Origin of the sequence: Solibacillus palustris (assembly GCF_022549215.1) — a bacterium.
Taxonomy (GTDB): Bacteria; Bacillota; Bacilli; order Bacillales_A; family Planococcaceae; genus Solibacillus; species Solibacillus daqui.
In genome coordinates, this window is record NZ_JAKZFC010000001.1 from 371,567 (window position 1) to 397,588 (window position 26,022).

Here is a 26,022-nt window from a genome sequence, read left to right on the forward strand (position 1 = left end):
GAAAGTCCTTGTATGAGAGAAATCTTGTGCAAGGACTTTTCTTTTTGTCCTTCAGCCTCGCTCATGTTGAGTTCTGTAACATTCATAAATGGCGGAACACTTATAGCATGTATCAACCTCACAACAATTAAAGCTTCACCAGTAGAGATTTAAATGAGGAATATCTAAAAAAGCCTTTTATTCCAATGTTGGGAACGAAGGGTTTTTTTATTGGATATTAATCTAACTGTAGTTTTAAATTTGCTCTGTCTTCACTAAATTGCTTCTTGGATATACCAGTTAAGACGAGGCTCTTTTATTTGCATTTTATCTATATTAATAGACAGGTTCTTTAAGTATCTAAACATATCTGCAATGGAAACCTGTGGATTGAACCATAGATAGTGAGATATTTCTTTTTCCTTTTCAAAATAAGGTAACGTTTGTTGTATTGAAAAGTTAATACTATATGTCCCTAACCATTCTTCAAAATACTGGACTTTTTGTCGGTCTTTGTGAAGCACGTTAAGTGTTAGTGCAAACTCATTTAATTGAAGAGAAAAGAATAGAAGAGAAGCAAAGTGAAGTACCCGCAAAAAAAAATCAGCTAGTAGATGTAGTGTTGGAGAGAAAGGGGAGTCAGATGTTCTCAGTAAGACGTGTACGATCGCCAGAAGATACGGCAAACATCATTGTACATAGAAAATAATTTGCATACAATCATTAAGTTGATACAGGAGCATAATCAGAATTTTATTACAGAAGAGGTCGGATTATGGAGATTGGGGTTTACCTGGTGGAGCAATGGAACCAGGAGAGCCAATTGAAGAAACAATGATTCGTGAGGTAAGAGAAGGGGCAGGAATAAGTATTAAAGAATTTGATTTTCTTTCTGTTTATATGGGGAAAAGAATGATGTACAAATATCCTGATGGTAACGAAGTGGTTTTCGTAATGTTTTTTTTGAAGTAAAAATCGATGAACAAGGAATACTGTTAAATGATGGTGAAACATTGGATTATCAAGATAAATACAATGAATGGTTCAACAAGATTTTGATAATGTTGGAATTTATAGTGTTCTGTGAGTTATGATATACCATAATTTCCATATTTAGTGTATAATATAATTTAGAAACTATAATAGGAGTGATGAAATTTGGATAAAAAGATGTTTGGAAAAGTCAGAAAAGGTATTGCTTCAACGATTGTTGCTAGTCTTTTAATATTTTCACAAACGGCTGTATCTGAAGCTGCTGTAGTATCGAAAAAAGTTGAGACTAGCCCACAAATTAAGATTCTAAATAATAATGTTCAAGTGTCTGGTAATGTTGGTCCAATCGTTATCGATGGAACTACTTATTTACCTGTGCGTTCCTTGTCGAATGTACTTAACAAAAATGTTCGTTGGGATGGACCAACTAAATCTATTTTTATTACGGATACAGTGGACCCAAATGAATCAAAGAATGAAATTTATAATTTAGAAAAATTTATTAAAACTCAGGAAGCTAAAATTACTGATTTTGAAAGTTCAATTAAATCCAAAGATACTAAAATTACAGAGTTAGAAAACTCAAGTAAATCCAAAGATGCAAAAATTTTAGAATTAGAAAATGCAATTAAAGCAAAAGATGCTAGAATTGCTGAATTGGAAAAGAAATCTAGTACTTCCCTAAAAGATTTACAAAATCAATTGAATAAAGACTACGATGATTGGAGTGATTTGGCATTTGATATTACACTCAAAGGAGATAAGGATGATATTGATGTCGAAATCGAAATTGATTTAGGTAAAAATAGTTATTATAAAGAGTGGAATGCACTATCGGATTCAACAGTTAAAAAATTCATAACTTATATCGTTGAAGATATTTGGGATGAATATGAAGATGCTGAAATCACGGGTGAAGTGATTGATATTGATGAAGATGATACATTAGTTACATTCTCTGGTAAAGATGAGAAATTGGAAAAATTTAAACGATACTAAGAATAATGAGTAACTACCAACAATAGATATCGTGTACCAGGTTCACAAATAACTTTGATAATTACCTGTAGTTTATGAAAATATAGTGAATGTTGTTAGTTGAGGGAAGTCCTTTGCGAGAGTAATCTTGCATGGGGCTTTTCTTTTGCGCTCCTTGCCTTAGCTCCTGTCGAGAGCCGTAACAACTCGACTTTCAAATGGTTAAAATAATTATGAAGCAATGTATTAATGCCTTTCATTCCAATATGGAGTAAAGGGCTATTTTTCATTTTGAAGGAGGAATTCATATGGAAGAAAAACAAAAGAATGTACCTGCAAAGCGGATTCAGCTAGTTGATGTGGTGCTGGATAAGAAAGGGTTCATAGATGTTCGAGGGAAGACGCGTTCGATCGCCAGAGGATGCAGCTAACATCATTCGAGATTTCATCGGGGACAGAGACAGAGAGAAGTTTGTGGTGCTTGGGTTGTCGATGAAGAATGAGCCGTAGCTGCTACAGGTGGTGCGTATTACAGAGAAAAAAATACAATGGGATTATTACTGTAATTTTCCATTACAACCAGTAAAGCCTTGTGAAATTGTAGAAGAAGTAAAAATCGAGGTAGATGAAATCCTACATTTACTTAATAAAATACAGGATGTAAAGCAACGAAGCATAATTCATTATTACATTGCCTATTTAGTAAAAATAAGTATTAGGAAATTAGACGATTTTTAGTTGAACATTTGAATGTGGCACGTAATGGTAATCGCAAAAGAAATTATTGAGGAGAACTCTATGTAGCTCTGGCTGTGTAGGGTATTTTTAAATATGAAGTAAAGAATGAACTTCCCCCATTTGATTTAGATTTAGTAGGTGATGCAAATAGTGAACAAGTTTGCCACCACCCATTCTGCCATCAATTCCTCCACAAAATCCATTCGTTACAGCGGAAGAAGCGGTGTTCAAGGCTGAACAAAATAGTCTATATGAAAACTATAAATGCACGTGGTTTCAAATTTTGTATTGAAAAATGCTCGTTATGAGTTAGTATTATTTTTTTGTATCCGGTGCATGAAATTTAAAATTTGAACATAAATCAAAAATTGAACGCAGTTTAAAAAAATGTTGCATTACCGAAAATAGTTAGATAAAATTAAAATAATCAGAAAATACAGAAAGTAGAATACGTGCATTAAGGGGGAATAATTAGACGTGAAAGCTACTTTTTTAACAAATGAACATGACATGTTTCGTGAGGCACTTCGGAAAATGCTCCAAAAAGAAGCGTATCCGTATTACGAAAAATGGGAAGAAGAACGCAATATTCCACGAGAATTTTGGTTAAAGCTGGGTGAAAATGGTTTTTTACTTCCATGGGTGGACGAACAATATGGTGGCTTAGGGCTTGATTTTTCTTACTCTATGATTTTAACGGAAGAATTAGAAAAAGTTGGGGTTGGTTTAGCCAGTGGCATCTGTTTGCATTCAGATATTGTAAGCCCTTACATTGAGGCGTATGGTACAGCGCAACAAAAACAAAAATGGCTGCCAAAGAGCGTTACAGGTGAATATATTTCTGCAATCGCTATGACAGAGCCAGGTGCTGGTTCCGACTTAGCTGGCATTAAAACGAATGCGCGCAAAGACGGAGATTACTATATTTTAAACGGAGAGAAAACATTTATTACAAATGGCATCCATGCAGATTACGTCATTGTTGTTTGTAAAACAGATCCCCATGCACAACCCGCGTATCGAGGGATTAGTTTACTCATCGTAGAAAATGGCGCACCTGGGTTCAAACGGGGAAAAAAGCTAAATAAAATCGGCATGCATTCGGGTGATACTGCAGAGCTTATCTTTGAAGATGTAAAAGTACCTGCCGAAAACCTGCTTGGTGAAGAAGGAAAAGGCTTTTATTACTTAATGGAAAAGCTGCAGCAAGAGCGTCTTGTCGTAGCACTTCAAGTTCAAATAGAAGCAGAGGTCATGCTGCAACTGACAATCAATTATGTGAAAGAACGGAAAGCTTTTGGTAGCAGGATTGCCGATTTCCAAAATACACAGTTTAAGCTAGCAGAAATGGCCACAGAGATCGACATGGGAAGAAACTATGTGAATACACTGACTGAAAAACATATGCACGGCGAAGATATTGTCAAAGAAGTATCGATGGCAAAGTGGTGGATTAGTGAAATGGCGAAACGAGTCGCAGCCGAATGCCTTCAACTTCACGGAGGCTATGGCTATATGGAGGAATACGAAATTGCTCGAAGATATCGCGACATTTCCGTGACGTCCATCTATGCGGGGACAACCGAAATTATGAAAGGCATTATCGCCAAAAAAATACTGTCGTAGGAGGTCTATATGAAACTCTCTGAGAAAAAAATCCTAAAGAAGAAAGAACAAATCTTATTATCCGCCATTACGATTGTAAATCGGAGAGGGTATGACGGTGCAACAATGGAAGAGATTGCTGCAGAGATGTTGATGACAAAAGGTTCATTATATTATTACTTTAAAAATAAAGGCGATTTAATGTACCAATGTCATAAACTTGTGCTCGCGCAAGCAACGCAAGAGCTTGAGGAGGAGTTACAAGGTGAGGGAACCGCGGAAGAAATTCTTCGGAAAATGGTCGCTACACATATCAACTATGCGGTGGAGGAAAAAGAAACATTCAACATGATTATCGAACCGAAACAAATGTTTAACCCTGAACAAATCGAACCTGTGCTGAAATTACGAAAGCATTACGCTAGTTTGTTTGACCAAGTGATTGAAAAAGGTGTCTCTACAGGGGAATTTCATGTGGAAGAGCCGATTATTGTCCGAATGATCATACTTGGTGCAATGAACTGGATTCAACAATGGTATAGAGCGACTGGGAGATTGGCAAAGGAAGAGCTAAAACAGCATTTTGCAGAGTACATTATTAAACTACTGAAATAAAGGGGAGATTGACATGTTACTACCTGAATTATTCGGGAATTATGCGAAAAATCAACCGGACAAAGTGTTTACATCTTATAACGGACGTGAGTGGACGTATCATGAGTTTTATGAAAAGGCGAAACGAATCGCAGCTTATTTTCAAACAAAAGGGTATGAAAAGGAAGATATTATTGCGCTTTATTCATTAAACACTGATGTATTTTTAGTATGTTATTTCGGTTTACAATTAGGTGGATTTACTGTAATGCCCGTTAATACAAAGCTTGCTGTACCTGAGGTGGAATATATTTTCAATCATTCAGAAGCAAAGTCTCTTATTTATGATGTACGAATTGAAAATGTCATTAATGAAACACAGCATGTATTCCATGAAAAGCTAGCAATCGGTGGGGAGGATCAGCTTGGAAAAATTCTTGAAGACGAATCACTCCACTTTTCACCTGTGCCATTAGGAGAACATGATACGTCCGTTATTATGTACACATCTGGAACAACAGGAAAACCAAAAGGAGTTATGTTGACGCATCGAAATATCATTGCGGCTGGGGAAGTTTGGTCAGAAGTAATGGATATTACGGAAAATGATCGGATGCTAGTGTCCACGCCATTATTCCATTGTGCGGCAGCCCATGTATTCGTTGTCCCAGTCACGTATAAAGGGGGCACAATTATTATTGAAGAGGCATTTTCTACTGACAAAACATTAGCTCTTTTACAAAATGCACAGCCGACCATGTTTTTCGGTGTTCCAGCTATGTACACAATCCTGTTGAATTTGCCACATATAAAGGAAATTGAACTTCCAACATTGCGCTTGTTTGGTTACGGAGCTGCGCCAATGCCTTATGAAATATTGAAGAAATTAAAAGAAACATTCCCAAATATTAAAGTACAAAACTTATATGGTCAAACGGAAAATGCACCTGCTGCTTCTTCTCTAAAAGACCATCATGCACTTAACAAAATCGGCTCAGTTGGTGAACCACTTCCACAAACGGAAGTACGAGTAGTCGATGAAAATGGAAATTCATTACCTATTGGGCAAGTGGGAGAAATCGTTGTTAAAGGCGCACAAGTCATGAAAGGCTATTTAAAAGATGATCAAGAAACAGCGCGCGCCATTAAAGATGGTTGGCTTTATTCAGGCGATTTAGGGCGATTCGACGAGGATGGGCTTCTGTATATTGTCGACCGCAAAAAAGACATGCTTATTCGAGGCGGAGAAAATGTTTATCCTGTTGAAGTTGAAGAGGTGTTATATCAAATCCCTGAATTATTAGAAGCCGCAGTAGTCGGTGTGCCGCATCCAGTGTACGGGGAAGTGCCGAAAGCATATGCGGTTTTGAAGGAAGGAAAATCATTGACGGCAGCCCAAGTAATGGACTATTGCTCAACACAGCTCGCGAAATATAAAGTGCCAATGGAAGTAGAATTCCTGAATGAATTACCTCGAAACGCTTCAGGTAAAGTATTGAAACATACATTGGGACCTAAAGAGAATATGAGTGTATGAGTCAAGTACGACGAGCAAGCCGGTATATTTCTTTGTACCAATTGGTTTTCTTTTCATGTTATTAGAAGTACTTTTACGATTTGTACGGAAGTCCGAAGAAGGAGGCGAAGTTGGATTATGAAAAATGTATATATAATAGACGGAGCAAGAACAGCATTTACAGCGTTTGGAGGGTCATTTGCAAGTGTTGGGGCAACCGAACTTGGTGCGGCGACAGCGATTGAAGCGATGAAGCGTGCCGATATACAACCGAATCAAGTAGATCATGTTATTTACGGAAATGTAATTCATAGTAGTGAAAGTGCATCGTACCTAGCGCGTCATATTGGACTTCATGCAGGTGTTCCTCAAGATGTTCCCGCCTTGACGCTCAATCGATTATGTGGTTCAGGGATGCAAGCCATTGTATCAGGAGCCCAGCATATTTTACTTGGTGAAGCACAAATTGTGTTAGCGGGTGGGGCAGAAAATATGTCGCAATCCCCATATGCGAACTTTGAACAACGGTTCGGTGGGGTGAAAATGGGTGCACTGAAATTTCAAGACATGCTGCAATCCACGTTAACTGATCAATATACAGGAAGCGGTATGGGGCTAACGGCGGAAAAATTAGCTGAACAGTACGAGATTCCACGTGAAGAACAGGATGCGTTTGCCATTGAATCGAATCAACGCGCCGCACAAGCACAGCAAGACGGAATATTTGCGGAAGAAATTGTCCCAGTCGAAGTAAAAACACGCAAAGGTACCATCATTATAGATAAAGATGAACATATTAAACCACAAGTAAATACAGAAGGAATGGCAAAACTTCGGCCTGCATTTAAACCAGATGGAACTGTGACAGCTGGTAATGCTTCGGGAATTAATGATGGCGCGGCATCCATTGTTATAGCGGGTGAAGATGCCGTACAAAATCACGGGTTAAAACCTTTAGCGCGCATTGTTTCTTGGGGAGTCGTTGGAGTGGACCCAACAATTATGGGCATCGGTCCGGTGCCTGCTATCAAGCAAGCATTAGAACGTGCGAACCTTACAATTGATGATATTGATGTATTTGAAGTAAATGAAGCGTTTGCCGCGCAATTTTTAGCGGTTGAAAAAGAACTTGGATTAAATCGTTCCAAAACAAATATCCATGGTGGTGCGATTGCGCTCGGACATCCTGTAGGTGCAAGTGGCGCACGCGTTTTATTGTCAGCAGCCTATGAACTAAAACGTCGTAACGAAAAATATGCAGTCGCGAGTTTATGTATCGGTGGCGGGCAAGGAATTGCGGTGGTAATTGAACATGCTTAAACTACCAGTCATTGTTTCTCCAATGTTTTTAGTGTCCACCCAATTTCCACTGAAAGCAACGGACTTACCAGCTTTTATGAAGGCGGGTGAGAGAAGTTGAAGATAGGTGTTGTCGGTTCAGGAATTATGGGAAATGGCATTGCCCAAACATTTTCTATGGCCGGATATGATGTCATACTGAGTGACCTTAATGAGGAGGCACTAGTAAGCGCGCGTGAAGTCATTGCCATGAATATAGAAAGAGTATTAAAAAAGCAAGAAAGTACGCAGGGCGGACATGAAATTCTCCAACGGATTCAGTTTACTACGAGTAAGGGTGAATTAGCAGATGCGGATTTGATTGTAGAAGCCATTGTTGAAAATATGGAAATGAAAAAGGCAATTTTCAAAGAGTTAGATGAAATTTGTGAGCAAAAGACCATTTTTGCCTCTAATACTTCTAGTTACTCAATCACTGAAATAGGAGCTGCAACAAAACGCCCTGATCGTGTGTGCGGTATGCATTTCTTCAATCCAGTACCGGTTATGAAGCTCATTGAAGTGATTCGAGGGGAGGCAACTTCGGATGAAACGGTCGCATGTATCCAACAGTTAGTAACGCACATGGGGAAAGAAAGTATTACGGTGGCAGATGCACCATTATTCGTTGTCAATCGTATACTCATACCGATGATTAGTGAGGCGATTTTTGTTTTAGATGAGGGTATTGCCACTGCAGAAGATATCGATAAAGGGATGGTTTTAGGAACAAATCAGCCCATTGGTCCATTAAAGCTTGCGGATATGATCGGCTTAGATACGTTACTTTACGTTCAAGAGACATTGCTAAATGAAACTGGTGATTCGAAATATCGCATTCCACAATCACTGAAAAAGCTAGTACGCGCAGGGCATTATGGACGAAAAACAGGACAAGGGTTTTATCGTTATACTTAATGGGTGAACTGTGTGTCTTGTGCCCTGTGCTACTGTGAGGATTCGTGCGATTTTTCGGTGTTTATGTGTGAATTTATGCAAAATGCGTGCGGTATTTCAAATTTATGTGCGATTTTCGAGCATTTGCGTGCGAATTTTGAAAAATACGTGCGAATAACCATTTAATACCGATTATATGCGGGGATATGTGCGGTTAGGGAAGCCCCCATGCACTATAAGAAAATCGAAATGAGAGGTCCTTCATTGCTATAGCTGTGTAGGGCTTTTTCTTATTTGCAAACACCGTTAATGGTTACATTAATAATATTCGCAAACAATTAGGGAAAATATCACGCAACAGGTTTTGTTGATTTCTTTGTAGAAATATCCAAGCAAGCAATATAATCGAATAGATAATATTGGATAAAATAACAATCCATTTTATGAAACTCTAGCAAAATAGTGTATAATAAGTAAGGTCAATTTATTAACTTTATATTAAAGGAATGGAATGAAATGAATTTAAAAGAATCTACTAGAAGATACATATTGTTAGGAGCTTTACTATTTATTGTAGCAGGGCTTATAGCAGCGAATGTACTTGCGAATGGGCAAGATGCGCAATTTACAAAGGAAGATGCACTTTACCAGCAAGTCGCTCAGCTTTATAGTGAGAAAAATTATGAAGAAGCCTCGGTTCATATGAAAGAACTTTTAAAAGCACAGCCTAAATCTGAGGCAGTGAATTATTTAGGGGGTTTAGTAGCAGCAAATGTAGGGGACAACAAGCAAGCTGCTATTTTACTACAAAAAACATTAGATATTAATCCGCATAAAGTAGAAGATGCGATGTTCATGCTTCAGTTTGGGGAAGTCTTGGTGCTAGCTGAGCGAAAAGAAGATGCGAAAACGGTATTAATGCGCTGCCAAGAGTCAGCATGGGCTCCAGAGGATTTCCCAGAATATCAAAATCGTGTAGCTGAATTACTTGCACAGATAGACACTATACAATAAGGAAGGTATATAGAATAATGACTTCATTTTACGAAGAACTGAATAAAACAAGCAAGGTTGGCGACGACAAAGAAAACGCCCAATCCCGTGCGAATGTAGACAAATGGATTTTCCGCCTATTGCTACTTCTAATTGGGGTAATGCCACTAATCGTACTTGCTAGTGTTGAGCAAGTAGTAAGCCCACTCATTTCCAATATTAGTGAACTCTCCTCTGGCATGAAGGGGGATTTATTTACACATTACAAAGCATTGTTTGTAATTGCTATTACGGTTATTACGGGCGCAATGCTATTCGTCAAAATCTTTTTTATGGATGGTCAAATTCGAAAAACGCCTTTTAACTATGTAATTGGATTATTCGCATTTGCAATCATCCTATCTACGTTATTTTCACCAAATATTACAGTTGCATTAAATGGTTTATACAATCATTCGGATGGTGCGATTAGCTGGTTATGTTATTTAGCGCTAATGTTCATCGCGATGAATATCGAATATCCGAAAAATGTTACTAAATATGTCATGTACACAATGATACCATTTGTTTTCATTAACTTATTTATAACTTCAATGAACTTTTACGGAAAAGATTTACTTCAGTATGGATGGATGCAAAAGCTCGTTTCAATTGTGCTTCCAGAAGGTGCAAATCTTACGGCAGGCTCAACGTTAGTCGGAACATTAAATCAATGGAACTATATGAGCGGGATGTTTGCGATGATGACGGTCATGTATGTTGCTTGGGCTATTATTGAAAAATCATGGGTACATAGTATAGTCGGTGCGATTACAGCAGCTGCTGCTATTGCTGTTATGTTTATGTCGATTTCTACAAGTGGATTTTTAGCAGTATTAATGCTTTTACCTGTATTACTTGTATTAATTTTTAAAGTGCAGCATAAAAAGAAAGCCGCTATTATGCTCGCTATTTTTATCGGGATTTCAGCGCCTATTTTCCATATCCTTGCCGAAAAGGATGACCGCGTTTGGGGAGAATCGTTTGGTTTCTTTGTAGGGAACAACCCTTACTTAGATGAAGAGCCAGTCGCAGTAGACAACTCAAAAACGCCGCTAAATTGGACAAATAAAGCATATGCCGCGGAGAAAGCATTAGAGCTACCAGTTTTACCGGAACGAGGAATGGCATTTGGCTCCGGTCGCGGTTATATTTGGAAAGAAACTTGGGAATTAGTACAGGATCGACCACTAGTTGGTTACGGTAGTGATACCTTAATGTATAATTTCCCGCATTTCCAACTAGAAAGCCGAGGCGCGCTAAATTGGGAAGAAATTGTAACGGATAAACCGCATAATGTGTATGTCGGTATTTTATATGGAATGGGTATATTAGGATTTATTGCGATCATCGTACTAGTAATCTTCCAAGTATTAAAATTGCTTCAACAATTATTTAATAAAAAAGGGAATTTAGCGGCGATTGTATTAGGGGTAGGTGTAACAGCTTATTTCATTCAAGCGATGTTTAATGACTCTTTACCAGGTATTACAACCGTTGCCTTCGTATTATTTGGCATGATGATTTCGATGATTTCAAATTCTAAAAGGGAGCCAATGAATTAATGGAGGAAACGATTGAATTAAGAGAAATAATTAATATTATTTTAAGAGGGAAATGGCTTATTTCACTTATTACCATAATCGCCCTATTATTCGCTGGTATTCTATCTTGGTTTGTAATTCCTGAAAAATATGAGTCGAAAGCAGTTATTCAAGTAATTGCAGATGCTCAAGATGCAGGGATTATTAATTCATATGTGAGCGCGGAATTTACACCCGTTATTTATACACAGCGTATTCAAAATGAAGCAGTAATGGATGCATTATTCGAACAAAATAATTTTGGACAATTTGACGTAAAAAACTTAGTTGTTTCGTCAGATGTTCAATCGAATTTAATTAATCTAAGCTATCTGTCAAAAAATCCTGCAGAGGCACAAAAGCATCTACAGCTATTAACGGAAGAAACAAAAAAACAAATGAATGAATCCGTACAAACGACGTTAGAGAATTTAGAGAAAACGTATTTAGCTGAATCTAAAAATTTAGCAGAAGAAGTAGCGGTACTAATGGAAAAGTACAATCGACTCATTATTTCTAATAATTTACCAGAAGTATTAATTTTACAAACGATTTCAACGGAACAATATGTATTAAATTTAAATGAAAATCAAACAGCGGCATTGGCTTCGATTAATGGTGCAATGCAAAATGAATTATCACAATTAAAGAGTGAAATCGATATAAAATCAGAACAATACCGTCAAGTGTTAGCCAATTATCAATCCGTAAAAACCGGTTTGGACAGCTTTAAGCCAGATCCATTTATCCGCGTGATTGTAGAGCCTACATTACCTAAAGATCCTTCTGCACCAAACAAAGCAATCAATTTATTGGTTGCCCTTGTTTTAGGCGTAATGATTGGTATAGGGGTCGTATTTTTCCGCGAATATTGGAGAAAATCAGCGATTGTAAAATAAATGTATTTGAAAGAGGTTGCTAGAAGTGGGTTATAAGCTGCGTTATTTTATATTTTTCATAGTAGACTCTTGTATTGTACTTTCTGCTATTTTCATTAGCTATTGGCTGCTTCATCCAACACTTAGTGTCTATTACGATAAAGTAATTGTATTAAGTGCGCTTACATTGTTAGTGAGTCATCATATTGCAGCTTATATATTCCAACTTTACACACGAATGTGGAGTGTTGCAACTGTTCGAGAATTGCTAATCATTGTATACGCGGTAACTATTTCTGTTGTTGCGGCGAGTATTTTACAACAGATCATTAATTCCGATATTTATTTTCGTGTCATGACTGTTACGTGGATGCTACATATTATTATGATTGGTGGTTCACGTTTTATATTACGCTTATTAAATGATAGAGAATCGTTTAAACACGCGCCAAACAGTAAACAAATTTTGATTGTAGGTGCTGGACAAGCTGGAACAATGCTCGCTAAAAATTTGCAAAGCGCACAAAATCAAGAGTCTTATGCGGTAGGCTTTGTCGATGATGATGTCAATAAAACGCATTTGAAAGTCATGGGACTACCTGTTTGGGGTTCTACAAAAGATATTAAGCGTATTGTCAAAGCGAAAGGAATCGATGAAATTATTATTGCGGTTCCTTCACTTGGCAAGAAAGGTGTTCAGAGCATCTATCAAGAGTGCTCGAAAACCGATGCAACGGTGAAGATTATGCCGAAAATTGAAGATGTTATGACAGGTAAAGTAACGGTTAATGATATGCGTGAAGTTGATATTAATGATTTACTTGGTCGTGATGAAGTAAAGCTGGATATGATTGCAATCTCCGAAAAATTAACGGATAAAGTTATATTGGTAACCGGTGCGGGAGGCTCCATTGGTTCGGAAATTTGCCGCCAAGTAATGAAGTTCCAACCGAGAAAATTAATTTTGCTAGGTCATGGAGAAAACTCGATTTATACCATTCATATGGAATTATTCGAGAAAATTGGTGGGGATATCGAGCTGATCCCTGTTATTGCGGATATTCAGGATAGAGAACGTATTTTTGAAATCGTGAAGCATTATCAACCAGATGTTATATATCATGCAGCAGCACATAAACATGTACCATTAATGGAATACAATCCACGTGAGGCGATGAAAAATAATATTTTTGGTACGAAAAATGTTGCCGAAGCAGCACATGAATACGGTGTCGGCAATTTTGTGATGATTTCAACAGATAAGGCAGTCAACCCACCGAATGTGATGGGCGCAACAAAACGCGTTGCCGAAATGGTTGTCCAAAACTTAGCGAAAACAAGTAGCACCAAATTTGCAGCAGTACGATTTGGTAATGTTCTTGGCTCTAGGGGTTCTGTTATTCCACTATTTAAAAAGCAAATTGCTGCAGGTGGTCCAGTAACTGTCACGCATCCAGATATGACACGTTATTTTATGACCATTCCAGAAGCATCACGTCTTGTCTTACAGGCCGGTACTCTTGGTGGTAATGGTGAAATCTTTGTTCTTGATATGGGGGAGCCTGTAAAAATTGTAGATTTAGCGCGTAACCTGATTCAGTTATCTGGCTTTATGGAAGATGAAATCAAAATTAAATTTACCGGTTTACGTCCGGGAGAAAAAATGTTCGAGGAGCTACTAAATGAAGAAGAAATTCAAGAAGAGCATATATTCCCTGGGATTCATATTGGACGAGCCAATGTACTTGAAACGAGTAGTCTTTACGAATTGCTTGAGTGTATAAAATACATGTCTGAAGAAGAGCTGAAAGCAACACTATTAGGGGTTGCTAATAATAAACTAGTCGAAATGAGTTTATAGTACCAAATAACATGTATTTGGCATACATGTTGAAACGATGGATTTTACTGTTCTGGTTATAGTAGGGGATAAAAAATGAAAATACAAATATTTATTTATATAGTGGTCTATAGTTTAATATATTTCCTTTTGTCAACCAGTTTATATTTTATCAGTGTAAACAGTGGCTATAACGGATTGTCACTGCCGCTATTTGGCGGTGGGGATGATGGGCAATTTTACTATGAACAAGCAATGCATTTTGCAAATGGTGAGCCTTATATTTATACGTCTATGCATGTGTGGGTACTTGGCATAATTTTAGCTGTTTTTAACACGGAGAGTGTCATGATTTTACGGCTGTTTAACTTAATATCGAATCTATTAATCCTCATTTTTTCACTATTGATTTTAAAGAAGATAAGTAAGGAACAAACTTTCCATTTGGCTGCTACATTGCTCGTTCTATTATTAACGCTTTATCCAAGTTTATTATTAAATTCTACGCTTTCCATTTATCGAGATTCATGGATTTATGCGTTTTTCTTATGGGCCACATACTTATTTATTAATCTATTTATTAGTAAAGGCAAATGGCCAAGAGTCATATATTTCGTTCTTTTAGTGTTTGTATTAATCATGCTTGGTGGCTATAGAAAGTATGCATTATTAAGTTTTGTAATCGGTTCTATAGTTTACTTATTTATTAAATTGATTAGTAAGAAAAAAGTGAGCTTCTTTAAAATTGGTGGATTATTATTTATAGGAATATCGGTGTTTTATCTATTGTTTCGCAACTTTAAATTCCCAGTAGTAGGGCTTTCATTTTCGGATGTACTGCAATATAGGCAGTCGAGTTTGGAAATAGGTGGAAGTCAGATGGGGATTTCCCTGGATCATTCGAATATCCTGTTATTTTATGCTAATTATCTTTATAGTGTTTTGAGTAATTTTATAGGACCGTTTCCTTGGCAAATTACGGGTGGCTCGACATTGCTATTGATGGTAACAGAGGGGATTTTATTTTTCTTTATTAGTATTTATTTAGTAAAAAAGATAAAAGTCTTTTCTAAAATCGAATTATTTTTATTCATCCAGGCGGTTGTATGGTTCTTATTAATTAGTATTTCAAACGACAATTTTGGGACGGGTTCTAGGCTAAGAATCGTTGGTTGGTTACCATTACTCATTATTTTTGTGAAATATTATTCAGAAGGAATATATAGAAGGAAGTTAAACAGTAAGCGGGTTTAGTGCAGTAAGGAGTTTTTTAGATGCCTAAAATTTCGGTAATTATCCCCATTTATAATAAAGGGAATCGATTAAAAACTACGATTCAATCGGTTTTGGATCAAAGCTATCAGGATTTCGAAATAATTTTAATCAATGATGGTTCAACTGATAATACTGATGAAATCATCCAATTTTATAAAGAGCAATATCCAACTAAAATTAACTGCTATTCTCAAACGAACAAAGGGGTTTCGGCAACACGTAATTTTGGAATGACTGTATCAAAAGGGGACTATATTTCATTTTTAGATGCAGATGATTCTTATCATCGTGATTTTTTGCAAGAAACAATGGTCCAAGTGAATGAAAAGGGCAGCGATGTTATTTTAACAAAACATCATAAGCATTTTTTAAGTAGTGGTAAATTAATTCAATCAAAAATGAAAATAAATAGCCGAGATATTCTAAAAGATTTTATTCTAGGGAAAATAGATGCCAATACTGATTCTTGGTTGATTAAGAAAACGTTATTGAACGATAATCAAATCTGTTTTAACGAGGCACTAACTTTTGGAGAAGACATGCTATTTTTTATAGAAGTTTTAACAAATGCGCATAATCCGAGCTGTGTTTTAAAAGAGTTGACTACCTATAACATCGGCGTTGAGAATTCACTAAGTTCGAATTCAATTGATAAAATTTATAAGGATATTGAATGGATCACATTAGCAGTTCAATATATTTCGAAGCATTGCAACGATGAATCAAGGAAGTTAGCTTTGCTAAGTGCACTAGAATGTTATCGATTACCCGCTGCAATTGTCTATCGATTGCATTTGAATAAAACGGTTGAAAATTATAGCGAACATAAGACAGCGCTTATGAAATATATTAAAAAGTTTCGATTTAATAATGGCCTTAGAAGTATCAAGCTGTTTAAAGCGATTCGGTCACTTTAGATGTAAATGTAGATGAAAAGACAAGGGTCATCCCGAAAAATAACTGCACAATTAGTAGGATGAATGAAGTCATTCATCCTTATTTGAATTATAAAATCGTATACACTAGGCATCAAATAAATAATAAGGAACTTAACAATGAATCAATTAAAAATAGGAATTGTTTTAAATTATGTCTCAGTTGCTGCGACATTTGTTATTGGTTTGCTGTATACGCCATTCCTAATTCGGACATTAGGACAAGCGGATTACGGAATTTATTCATTGGCATTAGCAATTGCGGGCTATTTATCATTGCTCGATTTAGGTATTGGGAACGCCATCGTAAGATATATCGCACAAAACCAAGCAATCGGAACAAAAGATAAAGAAGCAAGATTAGTAGGCTACTTTTTTAAGCTTTTTTCATATATCGGGCTAGCTACTTTAGTAATCGGGATTTCCATTGCAATGAATTTGCAAAACGTTATATCAAGCGATTTTACAAACGAACAAATTGAAACATTACAGTGGATGATTCTCATCTTGACAGTGAATTTCGCAGTAGGTTTTATATTAAATACATTTTCAGCTGTTTTACAAGCTTATGAAAAGTTTATCTTTTTAAAGCTAGCGAATGTATTGCGCGTTTCTTTGACACCGATCATTTCTGTCTTTTATTTGTTTTATTCAACGAATCTCATCGTGTTAACGGTGATTTTAACAGTGGTGAATAGTGCCGTTTTAATGGTCAGTTATTTCTACTATAAAAAATCATTGAAAATTAATATGTCTTTTGAGCGAGTGCAAAAAGACTTGAAGAAGGAAATTCTAGGCTATTCTATTGTGATTTTTGTTGTGGCCATTGCAGATAAAATTTACTGGCAAACCGATCAAATCTTATTAGGAATTTTAAAGAACCCTGAAACTGTCGCTGTTTTTGCTTTGGCCATTCAATTCGTCAATATATTTATGTCATTATCTATTGCGATTAATAGCGTATTTTTACCCCGAGTGACACATATTGTGAGTGCCGAAAATTACGTCAATCAGTTAAATGCTTTATTTATTAAAGTGAGTAAGTTTCAAACATTTGTAATGGGGCTCTTCTTGTCTGGTTTTATCATCATTGGGGAAATATTCATTGAGCTATGGGTGGGAAAAACTTTTGAGCTGACATATGTCATTGTTCTGATCTTAATGTCCACTTTCTCATTAGATTTAATCCAAAATTTAGGATTAGTCATTATGCAAGCAAAAGGGAAATACATATTCCGAGCGTATACATTAATCATTTGTTCGTTATTAAATGTCTTGATTTCTATTCCGATAATAAAGATTTATGGTAGCTTAGGCACAGCAATAATTACTGCTATATTTGTGTTTATCGGAAATGTGCTCGTTTTGAATATTTATTATCACCAAAAATTACAGCTAGATATGCTTGCTTATTGGCGAGAGATAGGCAAACTGATAGGGAGTATTAGTGTAGTTGCTCTATTAGGGTTTGTTTTAAAAGGAATATTTTTAGTAGATGACTGGGCCTCATTATTTACGTATATTGTGATTTACTCCGTGCTCTATTGTGTAGTTATTTATTTTACTTATTTGTCAAAAAACGAAAAACGATGGATTATTAATAAAGTGAAGCGGTTGAAGAATAGAGATTAAGCTCAGAAAGGAGGCAATTCTATATGATTCCTAAAAAGATCCACTATTGTTGGTTTGGAGGCAATGAATTAGATGAAAAATCTAAAGGCTATATACAAAGCTGGAAGCAGCACCTTCCTGAATATGAAATCATCGAATGGAATGAAACGAGTTTTGATCTGAGTCAAAATGACTTTGTAAGAGAGGCTTATGAACAAAAAAAATATGCATTCGTTTCAGATTATGTCAGGTTATACGCGTTATATCATCACGGTGGCATATATATGGATACGGATGTAGAAGTGACAAAATCTTTCAATGATCTATTAACTAATAGGGCGTTCACAGGTGTTGAACGAGGCGACTATTGTATAACGGGCACAATGGGAGCAGAGGCATACCATCCATGGATCGAGAAATTGCTACATTACTATAATGGAAGAAAGTTCATTTTAGAAAATGGTGAACTTGATTTAACGACAAACACTGTCATTATTACGAAAATCACAAAAGAGCATTATGGATGGAAAGAGGGCAATACGTATTCTGAATTAGCTGAAGGGATTGCTATTTACCCATTTGATTACTTTTGTGCTAAAAATGGCATGACGAATGAGTATCATATTACAGACAATACATATACGGTACATCATTTTAATGGTTCATGGGCGTCTAAGTCGAATAAATTATTGAAAAATTATGTTCGAATAATTAGGAGACTATTTTTTAGTAAAAAATACAAAATTTAGTTAGAAAAGAGAAGGATATGAAAATACTATTTGTAGCCTCCGTATACCGTCACCTTACAGTATTCCATATCCCCTATATGCAGTATTTCCAATCGCAAGGATATGAAGTATGGGCCGCGGCAGGTATTGGAAATGAAGATAAAGAGAATTTACAGAAATTGAATATAAAATGCGTAGACATACCTTTTTCAAGAAGTCCGCTTAGTGCGCAAAATATGACAGCGTACCAAGCGCTCAAAAAGTTGTTCCATAGTGAACGCTTTGACTTAGTGCATGTACATACACCGATAGCTGCGTTATTATCAAGAGCGGCTTTTCGAAATGTCAAGCATGGAAAAATCGTTTATACAGCGCACGGCTTTCATTTTTATAAGGGAGCGCCGAAACAAAATTGGCTAATCTATTATACAGCCGAAAAGTTGGCCGCAAAATGGACAGATCATTTAATTACGATGAATGATGAAGATTATAAAAATGCTCAAAAATTATTGCCAGTGGAGAAAATTTCATACGTGCATGGTGTTGGCGTAGAGTTTACAACGGAAGTATTAACATCATCAGAAAAAGCTGAAATGAAGGCCCAGCTTTGTTTACCAAATGATGCCGTTGTTATTTCATGTGTTGCAGAGATGAATTCCAATAAAAATCATCAGTTTTTACTTCGGAATTGGCAACAGTTGAAGCAGGACAATCCAAACTTAGAGCTATTATTAATTGGTAATGGCGAAATGGAACATGAATTACAGACATATGTAGCAAAAGAGCAATTAGTAGGCATTCATTTTTTAGGGTATAGACGAGATGTTCCAAAGCTGCTTCAAATTTCAGATATCGTCACATTGCTATCTCATCGCGAGGGGCTACCGAAAAGTATAATGGAGGCGATGGAGGCAAGTATTCCTTGTGTTGTAACAAATACGAGGGGGCTACGTGATTTAGTTCAAACAAATGAAAATGGCTATGTCATAGAACATGGGGACGACCAATCCCTTATAGCAGCCTTTGCAAAGTTAGCACAATCAGCGCATCTAAGAGAGCAAATGGGACAGCGAGCGAAACAATTAGTAGAGCCGTTTGTGTTGGACATGGTTTTACAGGAATATATAACGATTTATAAGAAATTGCTAAAGTAGGTGAAAGCATGACGATTCTAGTCACAGGTGGCCTAGGATTTATAGGTAGCCATACAGTAGTAGAATTAATTGAACAAGGGGAAGATTGTTTAATCATTGATAATTTATCAAAATCTGTTATTGATGTATTAGAGCGAATCGAAACAATTGTTCATAAGAAAATTCCATTTATTCAATTAGATTTATTGGATTTAGATAAGTTGCGAACGGTTTTTAAGGAAAACGCGATTACCGCTGTCATTCATTTTGCAGGCTTTAAATCGGTAGGTGAATCTGTTCGTAATCCACTGATGTATTATCAAAACAATTTAATGAGTACGCTCAACTTGCTCGATGTGATGAAAGAATTTGATGTGAAGAAATTGGTCTTTAGTTCTTCTGCAACGGTTTATGGAGACTTGCATACACCGCCACTAAAGGAAGATTTATCCCTTCATGCACCGAATCCATACGGCCGTACAAAATTAATGCTAGAAGAAATTTTACAGGATATCGTCGCAGCACAAGCTGGCTGGAGTTTTGCGTTAATGCGTTATTTTAATCCAATTGGCGCGCATAAAAGTGGCTTGTTAGGAGAAATGCCCTTTGGTGTGCCAAATAACTTGATGCCTCATATTTTAAAAGCAGCTAGCGGAGAAACTTCGGCATTACAAGTGTTTGGTGGCGATTATGAAACCGAGGACGGTAGCTGTATCAGGGATTTTATTCATGTGATGGATTTAGCAAAGGGACATGTAAAGGCGCTAAATTATATAAAAGCATTTGAAGGCTGTGAGGCGTTTAATCTTGGTACGGGGATTGGTTACTCTGTTTTTGATTTAATTCGTACATTTGAGGATGTAAATAGCGTAAAGGTTCCATTTGACATTGTTGCACGCCGAGAAGGGGATATTGTTGCAAGTATTGCTGATATTTCCAAAGCGAGCATGCTGCTTGGATGGGATGCTCAGTATGATTTGCAGGCTATGTGTTATGATTCATGGAATTGGTATCAAAATATTTTACATAGCATGACCGAAGATTGATAGTTTGTAAGTGTTAGCAGGAGTACATTCTTAACCACTGAAATAGGTAGTAATGGGGAGTAATTTATGAAGGTATTGATAATCGGAAAAAATGGTTATGTAGCCCAAAAATTAGTAAAAGCATGCAAGAATAATCCGCTAATTACGGATACGGTAGCAGTAAGTGTGCGTCAAGGAATAAAGGATATTGAATTTAATCATTTTGACGTATGTATCCACACAGCCGCGTTAGTTCATAAGAAGGAAAGCCATTATCAAAAAGCTGATTATTTTAAGGTGAATACAGATTTAACGATTGAAATTGCTGAAAATGCTAAGAGTCAAGGTGTAAAGCATTTTATTTTCTTAAGTACGATGGCTGTGTATGGACAACAACGAGGCGAAATTAATGGACATAGCTCGTTAAAGCCAATAACTTTTTATGGAGAGTCTAAATTGGCTGCCGAACAAGCATTACAAGCATTACAAGATGAGTATTTTACGGTATCTATTGTTCGACCACCGATGATTTATGGACCGAATTGTCCGGGGAATTATGCCTTGCTTCGGAAATTGGCAAAGAAAACGCCAATCTTCCCTTCTATTGAAAATGAACGTAGTATGTTATTTATTGATCATTTATGTGAATTTATTAATCAATTGATTTTGAGTAAAGATGCTGGCATTTTCCATCCGCAAGATGGGGCTTTTATGAATACGTCGCAAATGGTGTTAATGATTTCTAAGCACAATAATCACCGTATTTTTTTGAGTAAGATGGGTAGAGCTCTAATAACTAAAACACTTTCGAATGTCTCGTTAATGAATAAAGTCTTTGGGAATTTGACATATGCGCAAAATATTTCACAGTATAATGGGAATTCGTATCAAAAATTCAATCTAGCTGAGGCAATTGAACTTACAGAACGGCAGTGGAAGGAGGATGTCAAATGAAGCGTCTGTTAGATTTTTTCCTTTCTTTGGTTGCAATCATTATTTTTGCAATTCCGATGTTACTAGTAGCAACTTGGATTAAGCTAGATTCGAAAGGATCTATTCTATTCAAACAAAAGCGAGTCGGTTTAAATGGCGAATTATTTGAAATTTATAAGTTTCGTTCTATGTATACAGAAACACCGAATGTATCGACAGAAGCTTTAGGGGATCCTAGTGTGTATATTACGAAAGTAGGGAAATTTATTCGCAAAACGAGCTTAGATGAGTTGCCCCAACTTTTTAATATTTTAAAAGGTGATATGTCGGTGGTAGGACCTCGCCCTGCACTTTATAATCAGTATGAGTTAATCGCAATGCGCGATGAGGTAAATGTAAACGCTGTGAGACCGGGATTAACAGGGTATGCGCAGGTAATGGGACGTGACTTTATTTCCGATGAAGAAAAGGTTCGTTATGATCTTCATTATGTAGAAAATAAGGGTATTGGTTTTGATTTGAAAATTATTTGGCTGACGTTATTTAGTGTGTTAAAGGCTGAAGGGGTTAAATTGAAATAAATTTAGAAGATGGCTCCTTGGTAACGGTACGCCCTTCAGGAACTGGTCTGAATTGTAAGAAAATTACAATACAAAGTGAGTGGTCTTATTTAACTCGAAATATTAGGCAACACCAAACTTAAAAAGTCGCTAAATGAATAAGTCTTTAGTAACTTTACCAAAAGCATTGTGGAATGAAAATTTCTGCAGTGCTTTTGTTTTTTTTCTTTAAAGTCATTCAAATGCCGAACAGTATTGAAGTACAGTACTCCTATATTTCCAAACTTTCATTTGCGAATATTATAAAATTACGTAGCGTAAAAAAAGTTCATTTTCTAGCGATGTATCGTTAGAGTCCGTATTAATTTTGCCTCTTGCAGTTTTAAATTCTTTGTACGAACCGATATAAAGCGTATATGCTATTTTGGAAATTTGAAGGAGCTAAAAAAATGAAGAAAATAATTATTACTGCATTATTCGTGTTACTCATCAGCTTTAACCTACACACACCAAATACATATGCCAATTCCTACGGTGTTGTAGAGGATGGCTCAAATCGCACACTTGTACCGCTGCGTATGATTGCAGAAACATTTTCAGTGGCTGTCGATTGGGACAATGCCAGTAAGGTTGTGACAATCGACAATAAATACAAGCTAACGCTGGGAAGTAAGGCGATTAAAAGTGCGGGACAAGTCATTCGCCAAATGGATACACAGCCGAAGATGCTTCAAAGCACGGTGTATGTTCCTGTGCGTGAAGTCGCATTTTTATTTGATGCACCGATGAATTGGGATCAAGCGAAAAAAGAAGTTTCTTATCAGGTTGGAGCAACTACATATAAGGTTTCAGTCTATCCAGAGCAAGTTATGAGCAAGCCAAAAGTAACGGTGACAAAGAAAACAGTCAATGCTGGTGGGAAAAAACTAGCGATGAATGTGGTGTCTGTGAATTTATTAGCGCCAAATACATCATTGCATGTGGAGCTAGCGAACGACAAATTAGGTTCAGTTGGTTCGTTAGCTACCATTGCAAAAAAGCATAATGCACAAGTTGCGATTAACGGTAATTATTTTGATGCCTATTCGAATTCTAGCTACCGTACAGTGTACAACGGTTTAGTAATGAACGGTGAGCGTGTAAAGGTATTTGATCCAAAATTCTCGGTATTTTATGTGTTAAAGGACGGCAATGTCAGCATTTTACCAGGCGAGCAATTTATGAAACTATTTGCAGAGGGAAATGTACAAGAAGCGATTCAAGTAGGACCGCGTTTAATAACAAATGGCTCGGTAACGGTTGATCCGATTGCAGAAGGCTTTTCAAGTCACAAAATTTTGAGTTCACCTGGTGCGAGAAGTGCGATCGGTATTTTACCAAATCGTCAGCTTATTTTTGTAACAACAAGTGGTGCAACTGTGCAACAACTTGCTTCAGCGATGAAACAATTAGGCGCAGTGGATGCGATGAATTCCGACGGTGGTGCATCAAGCGGTCTTTATGCAAACGGGAAATACATCACACCACCAGGACGCGATATTGCAGTCGGCTTACTAGTGAAATAATCGTGTATATTCGAACATGCCCCACTTTCTCTACCAATCATTTGGTAAGATAAAAACGACAACAATGATGTGAGATGAGGAAGCCTATGAAATTTTTTAAAATCATGTTGAGTGTGCTACTTTTTACTGCGCTATTGCCAAATCCATTTGTTATGGCGCAGGAGGAAGGGCAGCAATATATAGTGACAACGACAAATGGCGTGTCACTGACAGCAAGTGCAGATGAAAAAGGGATGGTTGTCGCGAAACTATCTAAGGGTGCGCGAGTGAATTTTGTTCGCCAACAGGACAATTGGGTGAAGTTAGATTACAAAGGTAGGCTAGGCTGGGTGCCAAGTGAAACCATTGCACCGTTTACTGCAGATTTATTGTCTATTTATGCAGGCTATTATCAGCAACTTTCAAAATTTGACCATATTATATACGCCTTAGTTGCTGATTTTACACAGGATGGTATCGAGGACCTTTATATCGTACGTGATGCAGATCCATCAAAAGGTCAGTATGAAGAATACATATATAGCGGTGAACAACTGATTTATCAAAAGAACAGTAAAAGCGGCTTAACCATTTTAAAAAACGGCGATAACTATTACGTATATCATCATGCTCAAATGAATGATGAAAAAAAGTATATGCTTAAGCAATTAAACAGCCAAGCCAAAACCGATTACTTTGAAGTGAGTGCAGGCAAAGAAAGCTACGAAATTACTGCAAATAGTTATGTAAAGTCGTATTTTGTATTGAGTGCAGGGGATGGCTCTTTGGATGAGCAAACGTTCACCTATGAGCAAGTTGCCTCAAAGGATTATTACGGGGCAGAGCTAAAAAATGATTATGAAGAATCGATTTACTTAGAGAATTATGCGTTGTCAAAGGATGGTCAAACAACGACATTAATGGAGCAGGACTACCGTGAATTATTTTCGACCTATGAAAAATCAAAAGTAATCAAAGTAATTTACGATGATCACTATAAATCATCTGCATTGAATGAGCGTTTCCAATTTGATACCAATCGTATAAAAAAGGAATTATTGGATTTAGCGGAGACGGTTATGCCTGAAAAGCAATTCGATTTTGAACAAACGGAGCTTGAAAAACTACAGCTACTGCTTGACCAATCTGTTTATTTAGAAATCCCTTACAAAAGTAATATTGAGCGAAATATGTTGACGTATTTTAAAGCGGTACAGCGCGGAATAGCAAACGGTATGACCGGCTTCGATTCAACGCAGTTACTCATAACGAACAACGAAACAGCTATTACATATGAACGAGCTTCTATCGATCAAATGATTTACGATTTTTATGGTGAGAAAATGAAGCCAGATGATTTTAACCAGTTGGCTAATGATACGGGCTACTTAATGACCAATGAAAATTATGTAGCAAACATAATAGAGGAAACTCAAGTGGAGACATACATATATCGTCAGCTATTAGCGATAAAAACGTTAGAAAACGGCTATATTGCACTGAATTACACGGATTATGAAATGCCGCTAGAGATGAAGGTTTCGCCAACAAATGAAAGCATGATTATTGCAGGCAACAAAGTTGGACAGGGGTATGTACTTTTAAAAAGACTGCCATTTAAATCAGATGTGAAATTCGTCTATATCGATACTGTGGACTCGCTTGATTATTTAAATGTAAATCAATTCGGCGTGTATGAAAATTCTTTGGATGCTATTCAGAAACTATCTGCAGAGCAAAAAGCAGGGCAACCAGAGGAAAAACAGGAAATGGAAGTAACGGAAACAGAGGAGGATGCACGAGCGCAACTTGAAGCGGAAGATGGACCACCGATTAGTTGGTGGCTATTATTAGGGGGAGCTATGTTAGTAGTGAGTACTTTTGCATCGTCGTATTATTTTTATCGTAAACGTATTCTTAAATAAGAAGAAACAACATGTAATTAGTAGGAATATCACCGTAACAAGGGGGTGATATTCCTGATAAGGTACTATACTGCTTCGGTGAGCTACGGTATGTGCGCTTTTCGAAATATACGTGCGAATTTTGTGCAGATCTGTGCGAATACACGCAAGATACGTGCGGATTTCTGGGGTTTATGTGCGATTTTAGAGCATTTGCATGCGAATACTCTGAAAAATCCATTCCTGATTAAAATTGGAATCTCATGTCATCCTCAATGAACCATTAGCGATGGATATTACAAAATAATGACAAGCTCATATTAAATGAAAACACGTGAAGAATTCTTTATTGAATCTTTTCGTGTTTTTTAATTTTCTTAAACAAGAAATATCATCGGAAATA

General features: G+C 36.7%; 22 protein-coding genes. All 22 read left to right on the forward strand.

The features are described 5' to 3' along the window. Positions 1–783: 783 nt before the first annotated feature. Positions 784–951, forward strand: a complete 168-nt coding sequence (locus LZ480_RS01745) for an NUDIX domain-containing protein (protein ID WP_241367610.1) — start codon at positions 784–786, stop codon at positions 949–951. Between the two features lie 186 nt (positions 952–1,137). Then, on the forward strand, positions 1,138–1,971 hold the full coding sequence (locus LZ480_RS01750) for a stalk domain-containing protein (protein WP_241367611.1): 834 nt from the start codon (positions 1,138–1,140) through the stop codon (positions 1,969–1,971). Positions 1,972–2,258: 287 nt separating this feature from the next. Beyond that, positions 2,259–2,381, forward strand: coding sequence for a hypothetical protein (locus LZ480_RS19825; RefSeq protein WP_255731153.1), 123 nt, complete (start codon positions 2,259–2,261; stop codon positions 2,379–2,381). 784 nt (positions 2,382–3,165) lie between these two features. Beyond that, positions 3,166–4,314 (forward strand): acyl-CoA dehydrogenase family protein, encoded by a 1,149-nt coding sequence (locus tag LZ480_RS01755; RefSeq protein ID WP_241367612.1) that lies wholly within the window; start codon positions 3,166–3,168, stop codon positions 4,312–4,314. A gap of 9 nt (positions 4,315–4,323) precedes the next feature. Next, the gene (locus LZ480_RS01760; RefSeq protein WP_241367613.1) at positions 4,324–4,908 is read left to right on the forward strand and encodes a TetR/AcrR family transcriptional regulator; all 585 of its coding nucleotides are present in this window, start codon (positions 4,324–4,326) and stop codon (positions 4,906–4,908) included. A 13-nt stretch (positions 4,909–4,921) separates the two neighbouring features. Further along, complete coding sequence (locus LZ480_RS01765) at positions 4,922–6,424, forward strand: class I adenylate-forming enzyme family protein (protein WP_241367614.1); 1,503 nt, start codon at positions 4,922–4,924, stop codon at positions 6,422–6,424. 117 nt (positions 6,425–6,541) lie between these two features. Beyond that, complete coding sequence (locus LZ480_RS01770) at positions 6,542–7,723, forward strand: acetyl-CoA C-acetyltransferase (RefSeq protein WP_241367615.1); 1,182 nt, start codon at positions 6,542–6,544, stop codon at positions 7,721–7,723. Positions 7,724–7,819: 96 nt separating this feature from the next. Then, entirely contained in the window at positions 7,820–8,659 is an 840-nt protein-coding gene (locus tag LZ480_RS01775) for a 3-hydroxyacyl-CoA dehydrogenase NAD-binding domain-containing protein (protein WP_241367616.1), read from the forward strand. Positions 8,660–9,154: 495 nt separating this feature from the next. Then, positions 9,155–9,652: a tetratricopeptide repeat protein gene (locus LZ480_RS01780; RefSeq protein ID WP_241367617.1), complete on the forward strand. Its 498-nt coding sequence runs from the start codon at positions 9,155–9,157 to the stop codon at positions 9,650–9,652. 17 nt (positions 9,653–9,669) lie between these two features. Next, on the forward strand, positions 9,670–11,235 hold the full coding sequence (locus tag LZ480_RS01785) for an O-antigen ligase family protein (RefSeq protein ID WP_241367618.1): 1,566 nt from the start codon (positions 9,670–9,672) through the stop codon (positions 11,233–11,235). After that, the gene (locus LZ480_RS01790; RefSeq protein ID WP_241367619.1) at positions 11,235–12,152 is read left to right on the forward strand and encodes a Wzz/FepE/Etk N-terminal domain-containing protein; all 918 of its coding nucleotides are present in this window, start codon (positions 11,235–11,237) and stop codon (positions 12,150–12,152) included. The genes LZ480_RS01785 and LZ480_RS01790 overlap by 1 nt, the downstream gene beginning before the upstream one ends. 25 nt (positions 12,153–12,177) lie before the next feature. Then, a complete protein-coding gene (locus LZ480_RS01795) occupies positions 12,178–13,992 on the forward strand; it encodes a polysaccharide biosynthesis protein (RefSeq protein WP_241367620.1) in 1,815 nt (604 codons plus the stop codon). A gap of 75 nt (positions 13,993–14,067) precedes the next feature. Next, positions 14,068–15,225 (forward strand): hypothetical protein, encoded by a 1,158-nt coding sequence (locus LZ480_RS01800; RefSeq protein ID WP_241367621.1) that lies wholly within the window; start codon positions 14,068–14,070, stop codon positions 15,223–15,225. Positions 15,226–15,245: 20 nt separating this feature from the next. Beyond that, positions 15,246–16,163 carry a glycosyltransferase family 2 protein gene (locus LZ480_RS01805; RefSeq protein ID WP_241367622.1) on the forward strand — a complete coding sequence of 306 codons (918 nt, stop codon included), beginning with the start codon at positions 15,246–15,248 and terminating at the stop codon, positions 16,161–16,163. A gap of 138 nt (positions 16,164–16,301) precedes the next feature. Next, on the forward strand, positions 16,302–17,813 hold the full coding sequence (locus LZ480_RS01810) for an oligosaccharide flippase family protein (RefSeq protein WP_241367623.1): 1,512 nt from the start codon (positions 16,302–16,304) through the stop codon (positions 17,811–17,813). Between the two features lie 23 nt (positions 17,814–17,836). After that, on the forward strand, positions 17,837–18,541 hold the full coding sequence (locus LZ480_RS01815; RefSeq protein ID WP_241367624.1) for a glycosyltransferase family 32 protein: 705 nt from the start codon (positions 17,837–17,839) through the stop codon (positions 18,539–18,541). Positions 18,542–18,558: 17 nt separating this feature from the next. Continuing rightward, positions 18,559–19,674 carry a glycosyltransferase family 4 protein gene (locus tag LZ480_RS01820; protein WP_241367625.1) on the forward strand — a complete coding sequence of 372 codons (1,116 nt, stop codon included), beginning with the start codon at positions 18,559–18,561 and terminating at the stop codon, positions 19,672–19,674. Between the two features lie 8 nt (positions 19,675–19,682). Next, entirely contained in the window at positions 19,683–20,699 is a 1,017-nt protein-coding gene (gene galE / locus LZ480_RS01825) for a UDP-glucose 4-epimerase GalE (protein ID WP_241367626.1), read from the forward strand. A gap of 66 nt (positions 20,700–20,765) precedes the next feature. Continuing rightward, positions 20,766–21,632: an NAD-dependent epimerase/dehydratase family protein gene (locus LZ480_RS01830; RefSeq protein ID WP_241367627.1), complete on the forward strand. Its 867-nt coding sequence runs from the start codon at positions 20,766–20,768 to the stop codon at positions 21,630–21,632. After that, complete coding sequence (locus tag LZ480_RS01835; protein WP_241367628.1) at positions 21,629–22,192, forward strand: sugar transferase; 564 nt, start codon at positions 21,629–21,631, stop codon at positions 22,190–22,192. The genes LZ480_RS01830 and LZ480_RS01835 overlap by 4 nt, the downstream gene beginning before the upstream one ends. Before the next feature lie 428 nt (positions 22,193–22,620). After that, positions 22,621–23,736 (forward strand): phosphodiester glycosidase family protein, encoded by a 1,116-nt coding sequence (locus LZ480_RS01840; protein WP_241367629.1) that lies wholly within the window; start codon positions 22,621–22,623, stop codon positions 23,734–23,736. An 86-nt stretch (positions 23,737–23,822) separates the two neighbouring features. After that, the gene (locus tag LZ480_RS01845) at positions 23,823–25,640 is read left to right on the forward strand and encodes an SH3 domain-containing protein (RefSeq protein ID WP_241367630.1); all 1,818 of its coding nucleotides are present in this window, start codon (positions 23,823–23,825) and stop codon (positions 25,638–25,640) included. The last annotated feature ends 382 nt before the right edge of the window (positions 25,641–26,022 follow it).